Annotated in this window: 17 protein-coding genes; 3 read left to right on the top strand and 14 right to left on the bottom strand. The window is 66.3% G+C overall.

Going from position 1 to position 17,181, the window contains the following annotated elements:
* Positions 1 to 11: 11 nt before the first annotated feature.
* On the bottom strand, positions 12 to 1,232 hold the full coding sequence (locus AB8808_RS19715; RefSeq protein ID WP_369931206.1) for an aminotransferase class I/II-fold pyridoxal phosphate-dependent enzyme: 1,221 nt from the start codon (positions 1,230 to 1,232) through the stop codon (positions 12 to 14).
* Positions 1,229 to 2,236, bottom strand: coding sequence for a biotin synthase BioB (gene bioB / locus AB8808_RS19710; protein ID WP_369931205.1), 1,008 nt, complete (start codon positions 2,234 to 2,236; stop codon positions 1,229 to 1,231). The genes AB8808_RS19715 and bioB overlap by 4 nt, the downstream gene beginning before the upstream one ends.
* 183 nt (positions 2,237 to 2,419) lie before the next feature.
* On the opposite strand from bioB, the gene AB8808_RS19705 reads away from it, so the two are divergent.
* Together AB8808_RS19705 and AB8808_RS19700 are read left to right on the top strand one after the other, a co-directional pair.
* Positions 2,420 to 2,626: a hypothetical protein gene (locus AB8808_RS19705; RefSeq protein WP_369931204.1), complete on the top strand. Its 207-nt coding sequence runs from the start codon at positions 2,420 to 2,422 to the stop codon at positions 2,624 to 2,626.
* 14 nt (positions 2,627 to 2,640) lie between these two features.
* Positions 2,641 to 3,354, top strand: coding sequence for a ComF family protein (locus AB8808_RS19700; RefSeq protein ID WP_369931203.1), 714 nt, complete (start codon positions 2,641 to 2,643; stop codon positions 3,352 to 3,354).
* Here the strand turns inward: AB8808_RS19700 and ubiA are convergent.
* From ubiA to AB8808_RS19660, 8 genes are all read right to left on the bottom strand, one after another.
* Positions 3,343 to 4,239 carry a 4-hydroxybenzoate octaprenyltransferase gene (gene ubiA / locus AB8808_RS19695; protein ID WP_369931297.1) on the bottom strand — a complete coding sequence of 299 codons (897 nt, stop codon included), beginning with the start codon at positions 4,237 to 4,239 and terminating at the stop codon, positions 3,343 to 3,345. The genes AB8808_RS19700 and ubiA overlap by 12 nt on opposite strands.
* 179 nt (positions 4,240 to 4,418) lie before the next feature.
* Entirely contained in the window at positions 4,419 to 4,577 is a 159-nt protein-coding gene (locus tag AB8808_RS19690; protein WP_369931202.1) for a hypothetical protein, read from the bottom strand.
* 81 nt (positions 4,578 to 4,658) lie between these two features.
* Positions 4,659 to 6,143, bottom strand: a complete 1,485-nt coding sequence (locus AB8808_RS19685) for a mannitol dehydrogenase family protein (protein ID WP_369931201.1) — start codon at positions 6,141 to 6,143, stop codon at positions 4,659 to 4,661.
* Between the two features lie 2 nt (positions 6,144 to 6,145).
* Complete coding sequence (locus tag AB8808_RS19680; protein ID WP_369931200.1) at positions 6,146 to 7,222, bottom strand: ABC transporter ATP-binding protein; 1,077 nt, start codon at positions 7,220 to 7,222, stop codon at positions 6,146 to 6,148.
* A gap of 9 nt (positions 7,223 to 7,231) precedes the next feature.
* The gene (locus AB8808_RS19675; protein ID WP_506193235.1) at positions 7,232 to 8,062 is read right to left on the bottom strand and encodes a carbohydrate ABC transporter permease; all 831 of its coding nucleotides are present in this window, start codon (positions 8,060 to 8,062) and stop codon (positions 7,232 to 7,234) included.
* A 10-nt stretch (positions 8,063 to 8,072) separates the two neighbouring features.
* Positions 8,073 to 8,951, bottom strand: coding sequence for a carbohydrate ABC transporter permease (locus AB8808_RS19670; RefSeq protein WP_036139125.1), 879 nt, complete (start codon positions 8,949 to 8,951; stop codon positions 8,073 to 8,075).
* Positions 8,951 to 10,309: an ABC transporter substrate-binding protein gene (locus AB8808_RS19665; RefSeq protein WP_369931198.1), complete on the bottom strand. Its 1,359-nt coding sequence runs from the start codon at positions 10,307 to 10,309 to the stop codon at positions 8,951 to 8,953. The genes AB8808_RS19670 and AB8808_RS19665 overlap by 1 nt, the downstream gene beginning before the upstream one ends.
* Positions 10,310 to 10,593: 284 nt before the next feature.
* Positions 10,594 to 11,520 (bottom strand): helix-turn-helix domain-containing protein, encoded by a 927-nt coding sequence (locus tag AB8808_RS19660; protein WP_369931197.1) that lies wholly within the window; start codon positions 11,518 to 11,520, stop codon positions 10,594 to 10,596.
* 47 nt (positions 11,521 to 11,567) lie between these two features.
* Between AB8808_RS19660 and AB8808_RS19655 the strand changes: the two genes are divergently transcribed.
* The gene (locus AB8808_RS19655) at positions 11,568 to 12,167 is read left to right on the top strand and encodes a short chain dehydrogenase (protein WP_369931196.1); all 600 of its coding nucleotides are present in this window, start codon (positions 11,568 to 11,570) and stop codon (positions 12,165 to 12,167) included.
* Between the two features lie 5 nt (positions 12,168 to 12,172).
* Here the strand turns inward: AB8808_RS19655 and AB8808_RS19650 are convergent, their stop codons facing one another.
* The 4 genes from AB8808_RS19650 to ilvC all read right to left on the bottom strand — a co-directional run bounded on the left by AB8808_RS19650 (position 12,173) and on the right by ilvC (position 17,142).
* A complete protein-coding gene (locus tag AB8808_RS19650; protein ID WP_369931195.1) occupies positions 12,173 to 13,417 on the bottom strand; it encodes an immunoglobulin-like domain-containing protein in 1,245 nt (414 codons plus the stop codon).
* A gap of 104 nt (positions 13,418 to 13,521) precedes the next feature.
* Positions 13,522 to 14,001, bottom strand: coding sequence for an acetolactate synthase small subunit (ilvN, locus tag AB8808_RS19645; RefSeq protein ID WP_369931194.1), 480 nt, complete (start codon positions 13,999 to 14,001; stop codon positions 13,522 to 13,524).
* A gap of 2 nt (positions 14,002 to 14,003) precedes the next feature.
* Entirely contained in the window at positions 14,004 to 15,797 is a 1,794-nt protein-coding gene (gene ilvB / locus AB8808_RS19640; protein ID WP_369931295.1) for a biosynthetic-type acetolactate synthase large subunit, read from the bottom strand.
* Between the two features lie 334 nt (positions 15,798 to 16,131).
* Positions 16,132 to 17,142, bottom strand: coding sequence for a ketol-acid reductoisomerase (ilvC, locus tag AB8808_RS19635; RefSeq protein WP_081916364.1), 1,011 nt, complete (start codon positions 17,140 to 17,142; stop codon positions 16,132 to 16,134).
* Positions 17,143 to 17,181 lie beyond the last annotated feature (39 nt).

Raw genomic sequence — 17,181 nt, 5'->3', positions numbered from 1 at the left:
GCGGCCGTCCATTATACGGCCACGTCTTCCCGCGCGCGGGGCAGCGCCGCCAAGGCATCCAGCAGGGCGTCGATGCGGGAAGGCGCATGGGTTGCCGACAACGTGATGCGCAGGCGGGCGGCACCCGCGGCCACGGTCGGCGGGCGGATCGCCACGACCAGGAAGCCCGCGGCTTCCAGCGCGGCCGCGGCGGCCATGGCATCGCCGGCGCCGCCGATCAGCAGGGGTTGGATCGCGGTGCGGGACGGCATCACCGGCAAGCCCAGCTGCCGGACGCCCTCACGAAACCGTGCGACGTTGTCTTCCAGTCGTGCTCGCCGACCTTCGGGATCCTGCCGTACCAGGCGCAGGGCGGCGCGCGTGGACGCCGCCAACGCGGCCGGCATGGCCGTCGTATAGATGTAGGACCGGGCGAACTGCACGATGCCCTCGACGATCTCGGCCTTGCCGGCCACGAACGCTCCGGCGCTGCCCAGGGCCTTGCCCAGCGTGCCCATCAGCACCGGCACGTCGTTGGCGTCCAGGCCCGCAGCGGCGACGGAGCCGGCACCCTCGGGACCGAGTACGCCCAGGCCGTGCGCGTCGTCGACATACAGCGTGGCGCCACGCTCCCGGCAGGCCTGCGCCAGGTCGGCAAGGGGCGCCACGTCTCCGTCCATGCTGAAGACGCCATCGGTGGCCAGCAACGCCGGCAGCCCGGGACAGGCGTCGAGCTGACGTCCAGCGGAGGCGGCATCGCCGTGCGCGTATCGCCGCAGGTCCGCTCCGGCGAGGAGGGCGCCATCCAGGAGGCTGGCGTGGTTGAGCCGGTCCTGCACGCAGAGGGCGGTGGGCTTGCCGGGCGAAGGCATCGCTCCCGCGCCGAGCAGCGCCTGTAACGCGCCCAGGTTGGCCATGACCCCGGTGGAAAACAGGGCGGCACGCTCGCGGCCGGTCCAGTCGGCCAGCTCTTCCTCCAGCGCCGCGTGCTCACCCCGATGGCCCGAGACCAGATGCGCGGCCCCGGTGCCGACGCCCTCGGCGAGGGCGCTGCGGTGCATGGCGGTGACCAGGTCGCGGTGCCCGGCCAGGCCGAGGTAATCGTTGCCGCAGAAGTCGTCCAGCACGCGCCCGTCGACGAGCCGTCGCGAGCCGCCGCGCACCTCGCAGGCGCGCGTGCGTCGCAGCAGGCCCGCCTGCTCGCGCGCCGCGCGGGCGGCTTCCAGGCGAACGAGGAGCCGCGGCTGGCTCACGCCGCGTCGGCGCGTTCGACGATGTCCGCGTGTACCGTGCCGGGCTCGATGTCCACCTCCATCGGCTTCAGGCCGAGGCGCTCGAACAGGCGGCGGTCGTGTTCCACGTCCGGATTGCCCGTGGTCAGCAATTTTTCGCCGTAGAAGATCGAGTTGGCGCCGGCGGCGAAGCACAGGGCCTGCAGCGCGTCGTCCATCGACTCGCGGCCCGCGGACAGGCGCACCACCGAGGCGGGCATGAGGATGCGCGCCACGCCGATGCTGCGCACGAACTCGAACGGGTCCAGGGCTTCGGTGCCGGCCAGCGGCGTGCCGGGGACCTGGACCAGGCGGTTGATGGGCACCGATTCCGGGTGCTCGGGCAGGTTGGCCAGCGTCATCAGCAGGCCCGCCCGCTGCGCACGCGATTCGCCCATGCCCACGATGCCGCCGCAGCAGGTCTTCATGCCGGCATGGCGCACGTTTTCAAGGGTGTCCAGGCGATCCTGGTACTCGCGCGTATGGATGATCTCGCCGTAGTAATCCGGGGAGGTGTCCAGGTTGTGGTTGTAGAAATCCAGCCCGGCGGCCTTCAGTGTCTGCGCCTGCGGCTGGCTGAGCATGCCCAGCGTGGCGCAGGTCTGCAGTCCCAATGCCTTCACCGCGCCGACGATCTCGGCCACCTTGGCCACGTCGCGGTCTTTCGGTGAGCGCCAGGCGGCGCCCATGCAGAAGCGGCTGGCGCCGGCATCCTTGGCGGCCTGCGCCCGGGCAACCACGGCCTCGACGCTCATCAGCTTCTCCGCCTTCACGCCCGTGGCGTAGCGGGCCGCCTGCGGACAATAGGCGCAATCCTCGGGGCAGCCGCCGGTCTTGATCGACAGCAGGGTGGACACCTGCACCGCGTTGGGATCGTGGTACTGGCGGTGTACGCCCTGGGCCTGGAACAACAGGTCGTTGAAGGGCAGGGCGAAGAGGTGCTCGACCTCGTCGCGGGACCAGTTGTGGCGAAGGGCTGCGGTCATGGCGGGGCTTCCAGGGGCGAAGGCGCGCAGTGTGGAAAGGCCTGTCCCTACTGTCAACCATGGTGGCCTGTGTAAAGTTGACGGTGACCGGGGCCAAGCCGCAGCTTAACGGCGGGGCGGCGCCTTCAACCCATCCTCACGCAACCCGCCTACCATGGCGTCATTCCTACAGGAGGCCTTCCCATGAGCACCGGTCAAGGCAGTGGCGGCAACGTCCTTGCCGCTATCTGCAGTTTCTTCATTCCCGGCCTGGGCCAGCTCGTCCAGGGTCGCATCTTCAAGGCGCTGATCATGTTCGTGCTGGCCGCGGTCCTCTGGATCATCTGGCTCGGCTGGATCATCCACCTGTGGTCCATCGTCGACGCGGCCATGTTCCGCCGTCGCGACTGACACGCCCCCGACGCATGGACGCGTCCCGGTTCCGCCCCTGGCTGAGCGCGGCTGCCCGCTTCCTGCTGGCGCCGCGCTGCCTGGTCTGCGAGGCGCCCAGCGAGACCGGGCGCGCGCTCTGCCGGGCCTGTCATGCGGGCCTGGTGCGCAACGACAGCGGCTGTGGACGCTGTGCACAACCCCTCGCCATCTCCGTGCCGGCCTGCACTGCGTGCCTTCAGGGCGACCGCCCGTGGGCGGACCTGTGGGTGCCCTTCGTCTACACCTGGCCGTTGGACGAACTGGAGCGGCGCTTCAAGTTCGCAGGCAGCCTCGTCGCCGGACGTGTGCTGTCGGAATGCTGGCTCGACACAGGCTGCCCGCCCACGATGCCCGACCTGCTGCTGCCCATGCCGCTGCACCGTTCCCGCCTCCGCTCGCGCGGCTACAACCAGGCGATGGAGCTGGCCCGGCACCTGGGCCGCCGGCTCGCCATACCCGTAAGGCACGATGTCGTGCAGCGGGTGAAGCGCACCCGGCCGCAGACCGACCTCGATGCGGCCGCGCGCGCGGCGAACATACGCGGTGCGTTCCAGGTAAGGCGCGTGCCGTCCCAGCGCCATGTCGCGCTGGTCGACGACGTCATGACCACCGGCGCCACCCTCGGCGAATGCGCGCGCACGCTGACTGATGCCGGTGTGGCCCGGGTGGATGTCTGGGCGCTGGCGCGGACGCCCTTACCCGCGTAGGGCCAGCGCCAGCACGATGCCCACCCACAGCGCGAGGCCGACCCAGTTGTTCTGGCGGAACGCGGTAAGGCAGGCCTGCCGCTCGCGGTGGCGCATGGTCCACTGCTGCCAGGCGAACAGGCCGGCGGTCACCGCCAGACCCAGCCAGTACGGCCATCCCAGCCCCGAGCGCGTGCCGACCAGCAGCATGGCCAGCAGGAACGTGCCCATCAGGATGCCGATGATGACGAGGTCCGCGTCGGCGAACAGGATCGCCGTGGACTTGGCCCCCGCCTTGATGTCGTCCTCGCGGTCCACCATGGCGTACTCGGTGTCGTAGATCACAGACCAGAGGATGTTGCCGATGAACAGCAACCAGGCCACCGGCGGCACACTGTGCGTCACGGCGGCGAACGCCATCGGGATCGACCAGCCGAACGCCGCGCCGAGCACCACCTGCGGCAGGTTGGTGTAGCGCTTGGTGAACGGATAGAGCGCCGCGAGGGCGGCACCGCCGAATGACAGCAGGATCGTCAGCGTATTGGTGAACAGCACCAGCACGAACGAGAACACCAGCAGCCCGGCGAACACGTAAAGCGCCTCGCGAGGCGTCACGCGTCCGCTCGCGATGGGCCGCCCGGCGGTGCGAGCCACCTGCGGATCGAGCTTGCGATCCGCGTAGTCGTTGATGGCGCAGCCAGCGGAACGCATGGCGAACACGCCCAGCGTGAAGATCACCAGCGTGCCGATCGGCGGGAAGTCACGCGCCGCCAGCCACAGTGCCCACCAGGTCGGCCACAGCAGCAGCAACGCGCCGATGGGCCGATCCATGCGGGTAAGCACGAGATAGGCGTGCATTTTTTCGCGGCGTGCGGGGGGCAGGCCCTTGAGCAGGAACGCCAGCACGCGTTCGGCCGTGGTGGAGGCATCCGCGGGGCGCGCGGCGGGCGTGAGCGTGGGGCTGGCCGTGGGCCGCCCGCCAGGCGATGCCTTACGTCGCGCGTTGGGTTTCTTGGGGGAAGGGCTCATGCGGGAAGTCTAGCCACCGCGGACAAAAAAAGGCGCCTGGCGGCGCCTTTGTAACTTCAACGTTCCAGCGGTTCGATCGGATCGTCGTTCACCGGCGGCTCCGGGTCCGCATCGCGCTCGGGCTTGTAGCTGCCCGGCTGGCGGATCTCGTCCTCGGGACGGTTCTTGCCCGGCTCGGCGAATGGCGGCTGCGGGTTGGTCGGGGTGTAGGGCATGGTGGACTCCACTTCGCGACGGATAAGACTGGCCACCGTAGGTTCGGCGAAGTGAAGCCACCGAGAGTGCGCCATGAACCCTCAGTCGACGAGGGCGTCCAGCTGCTCCAGGGTGCGGCGTACCCCCTGCCGCTCCAGCGCGTCCACGTAGATGTCGTATTGGCGACGGAAACGCTCATCCCGCGCGGGTAGCGGCCCGACCAGTTCGACGCTCTCGATCAGGGTGTCCTTCGAGCCGCTGTCGATCATCGGCTGCACCAGGCGCATGGCGTTGGGCTCGCGCAGGGGATAGCCCTCGCCGTTATCGTCCTTGCCGACCCGGACATACCGATCGAACGCCGCCAGTGCGAAGGCCAGGCGGCGCGCGTCCTTGCCGTTCTCCAGGCAGGCCGTGATCGTGGGGCCGAGGAAGCCGGGAATCTTCGACCCGCCGTCCAGGCACAGACGGTCGAGCTGGTCGGCGATGGACGCGTTGCTGAAACGGTCCAGCAGTTTCTTCTTGTAGGGCCCCAGGTCCATGCCGGGCAGCGATGTCAGCCAGGTGCCGGCGTCCTCGTCGAGGAAATCGGTGAGATAGGCGTTGAACAGCGGGTCCCTGACGGCCATATCCACCTGTCGATGTCCCGAGAGGAAGGCCGGGTACGACAGCATCTGGTGCGAGCCATTGAGCAGGCGGATCTTCGCGTCTTCGTAAGGGGAAACGTCATCCACGATCTGCACACCGTGGTTTTCCCACGCCGGGCGTCCGTGGCGGAAGCGGTCTTCCAGCACCCACTGGATGAAATCCTCGCAGACCACCGGCGCGCGGTCGTCCAGGCCGGTAGCGGCGTTGAGTTCGTCACGCACCGACGGGGTGGTGGCGGGGGTGATGCGATCCACCATGCCGTTGGGGAAATCCACCTCGCGGTCGATCCATGCCGCCAGTTCCGGCGAGCGGGCACGCGCGAAGGCGAGCACGGCTTTCTTCGCCTGTGCGCCGTTGTGGCGAAGGTTGTCGCAGGACATGACGGTGAAGGCGGGCACGCCGGCCGCGCGGCGCTTTTCCAGGGAGCCGACAAGGAAGCCGAACACGCCGCGGGGCGTGTCGGGGTGGGCGAGATCGTGGGCCACCGTGTCGTCGTCGAGGCGGAACGTGCCGTGCTCGTCGATCAGGTAACCGCCTTCGGTAATGGTCAGGGAGACGATACGGATGGCCGGATCGGCCAGGCGTTCGAGTACGCGGGCGCCGTCGTCGGGCGCATAGAGGTACTCGACCATGGCGCCGACCACGTGGGTGCGGCGTTCGCCGCGCGGATCGAACTCACTGACGGAGTAGAGGCCCTGCTGCGCCTTGAATGCCTCGGCGAGCGGACGATCGTGTTCCAGCAGGTTGATGCCGAGGATGCCCCACGCATGCATGGCCGGATCGGACAGCGTGTGATGGGTATACATTGCCAGGTGCGCGCGGTGAAACGCGCCGACGCCGATGTGCGCGATGCCGGCGGTGATCCCCGCGCGATCGTAAGACGGTGCATCGACGCCCTGGGGAAGGCTGTCGAGCGAGGTGGCATGGAGGGAGACGGCCATGGTCAGTTTCTTGCCGGATGATGGATGGCGACGCCGGTGGCGTCGAACACATGCGCGTGGGTCGGGTCCAGCCGGATGCAGATCTCGCGTCCCGCACGGCGCTCGAAATCGCCCTCGGCGCGCACCGTGACCGAACCGACGTTCGGCACATCGACATAGGCGTAGGTCTCGCTGCCCAGCCGTTCGACCACCGACACGATGCCTTTCACGGTGTCGCCAGCGCCGTCGTCGTCGCACACGCGCAGGTGTTCCGGGCGAATGCCGAGGGTGACCTCGCCGGTCGCCTCGGCGCCGGGCACAGTCAGCGCGTTGCCGCCGGGCAGGCGGAACGTGCCGCCCTGCGCGGTGGCGCGGAAGAAGTTCATCTGCGGCATGCCGAGGAAGCCGGCGACGAAGAGATTCACGGGCTTGTGGTAGAGCGCCATCGGCTTGCCGATCTGTTCGATACGGCCTTCGTTGAAGATCGCGATGCGATCGGCCAGCGTCATCGCTTCCACCTGGTCGTGGGTGACGTAGACCATGGTCGCGTTGAGCTCGGTATGCAGGCGTGCGATTTCCAGGCGCGTCGCCGCGCGCAGGGCCGCATCGAGATTGGACAACGGCTCGTCGAACAGGAATACGCGGGGCTCACGGGTAATCGCCCGGCCGATGGCCACTCGCTGGCGCTGCCCGCCCGACAACGCGGAGGGTTTGCGATCGAGATAAGGCTCCAACGCAAGGATCTTCGTCGCCCTTGCCACTTTCTCGTCGATGGCGCGCTGGTCCATCTTCGCCAGCTTCAGCGCGAACGACATGTTCTCGCGCACACTCATGTGCGGATACAGCGCGTAACTCTGGAACACCATGGCGAGGTCGCGCTTGTCCACCGGCTTATCGGTGATGTCGTCGCTGTCGAGCAGGATCTGCCCGTCGTCGGCTTCTTCCAGTCCGGCGATGAGGCGCAACGTGGTGGACTTGCCGCAACCGGACGGCCCGAGGAACACGCAGAACTCGCGATCCTCCACCACCAGGTCGATACCCTTGATGACATCGACGCCTTCGAACGACTTGCGCAGCTGACGGATTTCCAGACGGGACATGGGCGACTCCTATTTGACTGCGCCGAAGGTGAGACCACGGACGAGCTGGCGCTGCGACAGCCAGCCCAGCACCAGGATGGGTGCGCAGGCCAGGGTGGACACGGCGGAAAGCTTCGCCCAGAACAGCCCCTCGGGACTGGAGAACGAGGCCACCAGCGCGGTCAGTGGCGCGGCGCTGGTGGTAGTGAGGTTGAGCGACCAGAACGCCTCGTTCCACGAGAGGATCAGGCACAGCAGCGCCGTGGAGGCCAGGCCGCCGCGGCTCACGGGAATCAGCACCCGGAACATCGTCTGCGTCGTGCTGGCGCCGTCCATGCGCGCGGCTTCCAGGATGTCGTAGGGAATGTCGCGGAAGTAGGTGTAGATCATCCAGACCATGATCGGCAGGTTGATCAGCGCGAAGATCACGATCAGCGCGGCCTTGGAATCGAGCATGTTCAGGTCGCGGCAGATCAGGTAGATCGGCACCAGTACGCCCACGCTCGGCAGCATCTTGGTCGAGAGCATCCACAGCAGCACGCTTTTGGTCTTCATGGTCGGGTGATAGGCGAACGCATAGGCGGCCGGGACGGCCACCAGCATGCCCAGGATCGTGGCACCACCGGCGGTGACGATGGAGTTCCACGCGTAGTGCAGGTAGTTGGCACGTGCGAGGATCTGCTCGTAGTTTTCCAGCGTGGGCGCGAACAGGAAATGCGGCGGCATGCTGAAAGCATCCAGCTCGGATTTGAAGCTGGTCAGCACCATCCACAGGATGGGAAAGAACACGACGAGGGCGACGATCCACGAGGCGACGATGCGCAGCGTGCGGGCGAGCGGGTTACGGTGGGTCTTGGCCATGGTTGTCTCCTCACGCCTTCTCGGTCAACGATTTGCCGATCAGGCGGATCAGCACCACCGCCATGATGTTGGCCAGCACCACCGCGACCAGGCCGCCGGCGGAAGCCGCGCCCACGTCGAACTCCAGCAACGCCTGCGTGTAGACCAGGTACGGGATGTTGGTGGTGGCGTCGCCCGGGCCACCGTTGGTGGTGACGAAGATCTCGGCGAAGATGTTGAGCAGGAAGATGGCCTCCACCATCACCACCACGGCGATGGGGCGGGCGAGATGGGGCAGGGTGAGGTAGCGGAAGATGGCCAGGCCGCGTGCGCCGTCCATCCGGGCCGCTTCCATCTGTTCACGGTCCAGCGATTGCAGCGCGGTGACGAAGATCAGGATGGCGAACGGCAGCCATTCCCACGACACCACGATGATGACCGACAGCAACGGCCAGTCCGCGAACCAGTTCACCGGCGTGGCACCGAACAGCTTCCACACCCAGGCGAGGAAGCCGGACACCGGGTTCATCATCAGGTTCTTCCAGACCAGCGCGGCCACGGTCGGCATGATGAAGAACGGCGAGATCAGCAGCATGCGCACGATGCCCTGGCCGGGGAACGTCTCGTCCACCAGTACGGATATCAGCACCCCGCCGACCACGGTGACCACCAGCACGCTGCCGACCAGCAGGATCGTGTTGAGGATCGACGTCCAGAAGCTGGGATAGGCGAAGAAGTAGGCGAAATTCTCCAGGCCCACGAAGGCTGACTTTCCCGGGTACAGCAGGTTGTAGTACTGCGTGGAGAAGTACAGCGTCATCGCCAGCGGCACGATCATCCAGGCCAGCAGCATGATGATGGCGGGCTGCGCGAGCAGCCGCTCCGGACGTTTGCGGATACGCGCGCTCATTACGGCGACTCCTTCTGGATGACGGGCTTGTTGTCGTAATAGCCGGCACGCTTCATGGTGCGGCTCACCGCGTCCTGCGCCGTGTGCAGCAGGTCGTCCACGTTCCCGCGGCCGGCCAGTGCACCGGCGATCTGCCGGCCGACCAGCGTGGCGACCGCCTGGAACTCGGGAATCGATACGATCTGGATGCCCTTGTAGGGCACGGGCTTGAGCGTCGGGTGCGCCGGGTCGACGGCCTTGAGCGAGTCGTAGGTCACTTTTGCGAAGGGCGCCGCCGCGATGTAGGCGGCGTTGGCGTAGGTCGATTCACGCGTGCCGGGTGGCGTGGCCTGCTCGCCGTACTTGTCGGCGACCATCTTCAGGTAGGGCCTGGACGTGGCCCAGAGGATGAAGTCACGCGCGGCGTCGGTCTGGCGCGAGCTGGCCGGGATGGCCAGCGACCACACCCACAACCACGACGAACCGCGATCGGTGAGCTGGTGCGGCGAGCGCGCGAAGCCGACCTTGCCGACCACCTTGCTTTCCTTCGGATCGGTAACGGTGCCGCCGCCGACGCTGGCATCGACCCACATGGCGCACTTGCCCGCAGCGAACAGGGCCAGGTTCTCGTTGAAGCCGTTGTCGGACGGGCCGGGCGGCCCGTAGTTCTTCAGCAGGTCCACGTAGAAGTTCACGGCCTGGTGCCATTCCGGCGTATCGATCTGCGGGTGCCACTGCTCGTCGAACCAGCGTCCGCCGTAGCTGTTGACGATGGTGCCCAGCAGCGCCATGTTCTCGCCCCAGCCGGCCTTGCCGCGCAGGCAGATGCCGTATACGCCGTTGGCCGGATCGTGCAGCTTCTGCGCAAAGCCCTTCACCTGCGCCCAGGTCGGCTCGGCCGGCATGGTCAGGTGGGCCTTGGCGAACAGGTCGGTGCGGAAGTAGGTGATGCTGGCCTCGGCGTAGAACGGCACGGCGTACAGGTGGTTGTCCACCGTCAGCTGTTCGCGCACGTTCTTCATAAGGTCGTTGCCGTCGTAATCGGCGGGCAGGTTGTCCAGCGGCTTCAGCCACTGCTGCTTGCCCCACAGCGGCGCCTCGTACGCGCCGATGGTGATCACGTCGAACTGGCCACCGTGGGTAGCGATGTCGGTGGTCAGCCGCTGGCGCAGGGTGTTCTCTTCCAGCACCACCCAGTTGAGATGCACGCCCGGATGCTGCCGCTCGTACTCGGGCGACAGCGCCTGCATGCGCACCATGTCGGCGTTGTTGACGGTGCCGATGGTCAGCGTGGTGTCCGCGAGGGCGACAGGTGCCGCCGTCGCCGCGAACATCGCCGAGACGGCGAGGGTGCCGAGCCGGTTCCGGTAATCGCTCATCGTGCCTCCCTGGGTGGCATGTCCGGGCGCAGCGTCGAAGGGCGGCGCGCTCGAAACGGATGTGCGTTTATAGGTTCTATGGCGTGCGGCTCACCAATACGTCAGGTGTCGGTTTGCGGTGAAAATACATACTTTCTTGCGTATATCGCTAGTCGTAGCGGGCGAAACTTCCGGCTAGACGCGGATTAATGATGCGTTGCAGCATGCGCCGTCATCGTCAATAAAGTACGCAAATGTAGGGTGTGGGCGCACGTGTCCGGGCCGGCTCATGATGCGCCGCCACATCACGCCTCCGCGCTCGCCTCACGATGTCGCATGCGATAGTCACGCGGCGTCATGCCGGTCAGGGCGAGGAAACGGCGATTGAAATTGGAGAGATTGCTGAAACCGACCTCGTAGCAGATGTCGGTGATCGACACTGCGGAGCCCGACAACTTCTCGCACGCGTGCTGCACGCGCGTCTGGTTCACGTAGTCGATGAAGCGGTACCCGGTGTGCTGGTGGAAGAATCGCGAGAACGCCGACTCCGACATGTCCAGCCGGCCGGCCACGGCCTTGAGCGATACATCGCCGGCGTAGTGACGGTCGATGAAGGCGACGGCGCGGTGCAGTTTCATCGACTGCCCCGGGTCCGCCGATGCCTGGAACGGGCGACTGCTCAGCGGGCAGCGCGTGGCATCCTCGGACAGCGCCTCCACCATCTCGAAGAAGCTGGCCACGCGGCGCAGGCCCGGATGATCGGAAACGCGGCGGAACAGCGGTTCCAGTTGCCGCCCCAGTTCAGGCGAGAAACGTATGCCATAGCGCGCTTCTTCCAGCAGCAACGACTTCACGTGACGTGCCGAGGGGAAGAAATCGGTGAACCGGCGCACGAACGCTTCTGAGAAAAGGATCACGCGGTCGCGCAGGGCCGTGGGTTCGCAGTGCGCGTCAGTCACCCAGTTGTGCGGCACGTTGGGGCCGGTGAGCATCAGGGTGTAGGGCGAGAAGCGGCCCTCGTAATCGCCGACATAGGCCGTGCCCTCCGTCGAGACGATGAGGTGCAGCTCGTACGCGGGGTGGTAATGCCAACGGATCAGCCGGCTGCGCGAACCGTGTTCCAGATAATGAATGGACGGCTCGTCGGACAGGCCGAGCAGGTCCTGCTCACGGCCGAGCGCCGACGTATCGGCCATGGGCGGCGGCAGCGAAAGAGCGGCGCGACGATTCATGGCGCCGAGAGTACCCTGCGCGGTCCGCAACCTCCAAGGAGCAAACCATGAAGATCCTCATCGTCGGTGCCGGCGGCACCCTGGGCCGGGCCGTCGCGGCGGAGCTGGGCGCCCGCCACGATATCGTGACGGCCGGCCGCACCAGCGGCGACCTGCGCGTGGACCTGCGCGACGGCGCGAGCGTGGAGGCGATGTACCGCGAGGCCGGTCCGCTCGACGCGGTGGTCTGCGCGGCCGGAAAGGTGCCTTTCGCTCCGCTCGAAGAACTGACCGAGGCGAAGTACCTCGAAGGTCTGCACGACAAGCTGCTCGGACAGGTGCGGCTGGTCCAGTCGGGCATCGCATCGCTCAACGACGGCGGCTCCTTCAGCCTGATCACCGGCATCCTCACCGAGCAGCCGATCGCTGCCGGCGCCTGCGCGAGCATGGTCAACGGCGCGGTCGAGGGTTACGTTCGCGGCGCCGCTATCGAACTGCCGCGCGGCATCCGCATCAACGTGGTCAGCCCGTCGTTGCTGACCGAGGCCATGAACGCCTACGGTACCTTCTTCCGCGGGTTCGAGCCGGTCAGTGCCGCGCGTGCGGCGTTGGCCTTTTCCCGATCGGTCGAAGGCCGCGAGACCGGCAAGGTATACAAGGTCTGGTGACCACGTCATCCCTTCACGAGGGCCATAAGAGCCTGAACTGAATCGTAACGTGCGCCGTCCTGCGCATCACTACCCAAGCCTCGCACCCAGTAATGGTTGTTGTTCGGGTGGAATTCGCTGGTCCAGTAATAGTTGTCCAACCAGCCGAGCAATTGTGCGGGGTTTCCCTCAGGAAGATAGACCTGCCGCAGCGCGGCAATTTCGGCACGGTCCGCTGGACACCGTACAAGGTCGCCCTCCTGAGCAAAGATTCCGGTTTGTGCGGCGTAAGTAATGAACCCCCAGGTACGACGATGCCTCCAGACCTTTGCGCCATACACGGTCAGTGAATGCGCTGCGGTGATGCCGCGGCTGTCTCGCGCTGTGATCGTGGACGTGCCATTCGCTGACGCAGTGACAGTTCCCGAACTATCCACGGATGCGACGGTGGGATTGCTCGACGAATAGGTATACGGAGGCGTCCCCCCAACGGGAACGCGGGTATACCTTGCCATGGCCGGAGGATTGCGTGGTGGCCGACCTTCGGCAACGACGTACCCAGTGCAATTCAGCGTATTTGGACCACCGAAGTCGATGGCCTCTCGTTCCACGATCACCGGGTATGAGCCTTTGCCCTGCCTCGCATCGCTAGCAGTGATACCCGCGGAGCCAGCTGCCACGGCAGTGACCTGTCCGATCGTATCCACGACCGCAACACCGGCATTCGTCGAGGCGTAAACGTAGGGTTGCGTGCCACCCGTGGCCCGTCGGGTCCGGCTATCGCCGACCTTCATCCTCACTTCGGATGGGTCTATCCAGAACGCCGGTCCAGCGGCGCGCAGGGTCAGCTTCGTTGTGGGGAACGCGACCCGCCTCCGTTCATCGGCCGAACCATTGAAGGCGACCGTTGCCCTCAAGGTGAGCGCCGTGCCATCGGAAAGCCGAAGAAGCTCCGACCGCGGCACACGGTAGCTCAAAGTCGCTCCGACCTCACTGGTAGTGACGGGATGTGCCTGGACTACCCGAAGCTCTCCGCCGTTCCAACTGAGGTCGATCCATAGAAGTTGCCCGGCCGCCATGAGCGGCCAGGCGACCAGGACGACGCCAGGACTGCCTTCGAAATCATCCAGCCGTAGCTCGTCGTTGGTGTTTGCTTCGGGCACGTACGGCCGAGGGAGCCTCGGGTCGTCGTCCGCCGGTAACGAAACGGAAAGGGATAATAGTTCGGAACGCGATGCGACCCGTGTGCCTGCCAGGTTCCTGGTGCTCATCATCCTCTCCTTGGACGGCTGAGGCGTGCGTGCCCCAGGGAAACGCTACGCTTGGCGGTGGCAGAGGTACATAGGTCTTAAGTCGTAGGCGCGGCTAACGACCGTCATGCGGGCGCCATCAGGCGCTCAAGCGCCGCAATGCCGCTGCGTGCATGGTCGCCTATATCGCCATGCAGCCGCAGCGCTTCAATGAATGCATCCACCTCGTCGGCGCTCCCCGTGAACTCCACGACGGACTGCGCACCGGTTCGCTGTATGAGGCGGCCGCCGAACTGCGTCAGGCAACTGTCGATCGCACCGAAATCGCCTTCGATGCGGGCGAGTAGCAGCTCTCGCTCAACGTGATCGCGACGCGTGAGCTCGGTGATCTCGATCACGTCGACCAGCTTGGCGGACTGCTTGATGATCTGCTCGACAACGAGGTCGTCCGCGAACAGCACGAGCGTGAGCCGTGATGCGTCGACATCGTGTGTCGCGGCAACGGTGAGCGATTCGATGTTGTAACCACGCGACGCGAACAGCCCGGCCACGCGCGCCAGGGCGCCGGCTTCGTTCTGCAGCAGCATGGAGATCAGGTGGCGCATGGTCAGAACATTCCTGTGGGTTCGGCGGTGGTGCTCGTCGGTGCCGTACGGCTGGCGATCCAGTCGCCGGTGATCATCTCGGCATAGGTGGCTCCTGGGCCGACCATCGGGTAGACACCCGCATCCGCATCGATCACCACCTCGAGGAAGGCTGGGCCGTCGAAAGCCAGGAAATCGGCAATCGTCGCCTCGATGGCGGCGGGATCGTCGAGGCGCTGCGCCCATTCGAAACCGTCGGCCTGGGCGGCGCGTACGAAATCCTTCTTGTGCAGGCTCTTGTCCGACGCGGAGAAGCGACCCTTGAAGAACAGTTTCTGCCACTGGCGCACCATGCCATCGCCGCTGTTGTTCAGCACCACCACCTTCACCGGCAGGCCATACGTGGTGACGGTTTCCATCTCGCCGATGTTCATGCGGATGCTGGCATCGCCGTCGATGTCGATCACGGTGAGATCGCGTCGTGCGAACTGGGCGCCGATGGCGGCGGGCAGGCCGAAGCCCATCGTGCCCATGGAGCCGGAGGTCAGCCAGCGGCGCGGCTCGCGGAAATCGAAATACTGCGCGGCCCACATCTGGTGTTGTCCCACGCCGGTGCTGATGATCGCGCGGCCATCGGTGATGCGGTTGATCGCCTGGATGACCGCACACGGCTGGATGCTGTCGCTGTCGCGGCAGAAGTCCATGGCGTGGGTGGTCTTCAGTGCCGCCACATGGGCGTGCCAGTCGGTGAGGTCCGGCGTGAAGCCAATGCGTTTGCCGTAATCCAACAAGCGTTGCAGTGATGCATCCAGCGTACCGACGTGGTGCCAGTCCACGGCTTTCACCTTGCCGATCTCGGCCGGGTCGATGTCGATCTGCGCGATGGTGCGTGCACTCGGCGCGAAGCGGGCCGGCACGCCGACCACGCGGTCGTCGAAGCGTGCGCCCAACGCGAAGACGAAGTCGCTGTCGTCCATCGCATAGTTGGCATAGGCCGTGCCGTGCATGCCCAGCATGTGCAGCGCCAGCGGATCGGTGGTGTCGAAACCGCCGATACCCATCAGCGTTGTCACGACGGGGATGCCGAAGGCGTGTGCGAACTCGCGGAGCACCGCCGAGGCGCCAGCGGCGACGACACCGCCACCGGCGTAGATCAAGGGACGCTTCGCACGGGCCAGGCGATCGAAGAAGGCGGCGCAGTGGGCGTCGTCGATGGTCGCGGATTCCACGGCGTGCAGGCGCGACCGGTAACCGCGCACAGCCAGTTCGCGGCTGCCCTCGAACGTCAATGGTGCGTTCTGGACATCCTTGGGGATATCGACCACCACGGGGCCGGGGCGGCCGCTGCGGGCGATGTGAAACGCCGTGCGCAGCGTCGCTTCCAGCGTGGAGGGGTCGGTCACGAGAAACACGTGTTTGGCGCAGGCACCCATGATGGTGCTGATGGGGGCTTCCTGGAAGGCATCGGTGCCGATGGCCGCGGTGGGTACCTGGCCGCAGACGACCACCACGGGAACGGAATCGGCCATGCAGTCACGCACGGGCGTCACCGCGTTGGTGGCGCCGGGACCGGAGGTCACCAGCGCAACACCGACACGGCCGGAGGCCCTTGCGTAGCCGGCGGCCATGAAGCACGCACCCTGCTCGTTGGCGGGAACGATCAGCGGCATCGGTTCGTTGCCGTCGTCGCGGGTATGCAGCGCGTTGTAGCGGAACACGGCGTCGTAAACGGGAAGGATGGCGCCGCCGGAGTAACCGAAGAGTACGTCGAGACCCTCGTCGGCAAGGACCTGCACGACGATATCGGCGCCGGTCATGGTCTGGCCGGCCAGCGGATGGTTCGAGGTGACGCGGCGCGGTGCGCCGACGGTGTCCAGTTGCGCGTTCACGGTGTCGGAGATTCCTTTGATGAAATGACTGTGTAGGAGCGCACGTCGTGCGCGAACCCTCAGGCTGGCCAGCAGCGAACGACGCCATGCACGGCATCGTCAGGAGCGGTTTTAGACTCCCTTGGAGCCAACCGCCGCTCCGTAAGGCCGGACGGCCGGCCCAGTGCAAGCGCCATGCATCCTTCGCCGAGTACCGTCTGAGGGTTCGCGCACATCGTGCGCTCCTACGTGTGGGGGACAGGGATCATGTGGGGGATGGGGATCATTCCGCGGCCTTGGCGGGCTGCGGCTGGTTGGCTTGCAGCCAGGGCATGCGGGCGCGCAGCTGGGCGCCGACCTTTTCGATCGGATGGTCGAGGTCGCGCTGCTTGAATGCCTTGTAGTTGGGCAGGCCGGCCTGGTATTCGGCCGTCCATTCGCGGGCGAACGTGCCGTCCTGGATATCCTTCAGCACAGCCTTCATGCGTTCCTTGGTGCTGTCGTCGATCACGCGCGGGCCACGCGTGTAGTCGCCGTACTGCGCGGTCTCGGAAACGAATTCGAGCATGCGGGCGATGCCACCCTCGTAGAAGAGGTCGACGATCAGCTTCAGCTCGTGCATCACCTCGTAGTAGGCGATCTCGGGGCGATAGCCCGCCTCGGTCAGCGTTTCGAAGCCCTTGAGCACCAGTTCGGAGGCGCCGCCGCACAGCACCGCCTGCTCGCCGAACAGGTCGGTTTCGGTCTCTTCCTTGAAGTCGGTTTCGATCAGCATGGCGCGTGCACCGCCGATACCGGCGGCGTAGGCCGTGGCACGCTCCGTGGCGTGGCCGGTGGCATCCTGGTGCACGGCGTACAGGCAGGGCACGCCGCGGCCGATCTCGTACTCGCGACGCACCAGCGCGCCGGGGCCCTTCGGCGCCACCAGCACCACGTCGATATCCTTGCGCGGCGTGATCTGGCCGAAGTGGATGTTGAAGCCGTGGGCGAACAGCAGCGCCGCGCCGGGTTTCATGTTGGCCTCGATCGCGTCCTTGTAGATCCCCGGCTGGGTCATGTCCGGGGTGAGCACGGCGACCAGGTCGGCGTCGCGCACGGCCTCGGCGGGTTCGGCGACGGCAAAGCCATCGGTATACGCGCGGTTCCACGACGGGCCACCCGGACGCAGGCCGACCACGACATCGAGGCCGGAGTCCTTCAGGTTGAGCGCGTGCGCACGGCCCTGGCTACCGTAGCCGAGCACGGCGATACGGGCGTTCTGCAGCGGGGCGGTGGTGGCTTGCTTGTCGGTCACGGGGTGTCTCCAGGTGGATGTTCGAAAGAAAGGGGAAAA

The sequence above is a fragment of the Xanthomonas sp. NCPPB 2632 genome, assembly GCF_041228075.2.
Lineage (GTDB): Bacteria > Pseudomonadota > Gammaproteobacteria > Xanthomonadales > Rhodanobacteraceae > Luteibacter.
The sequence above is the reverse complement of the archived record's forward strand: the minus strand, read 5'-3'. Positions and strand labels throughout refer to the sequence as shown.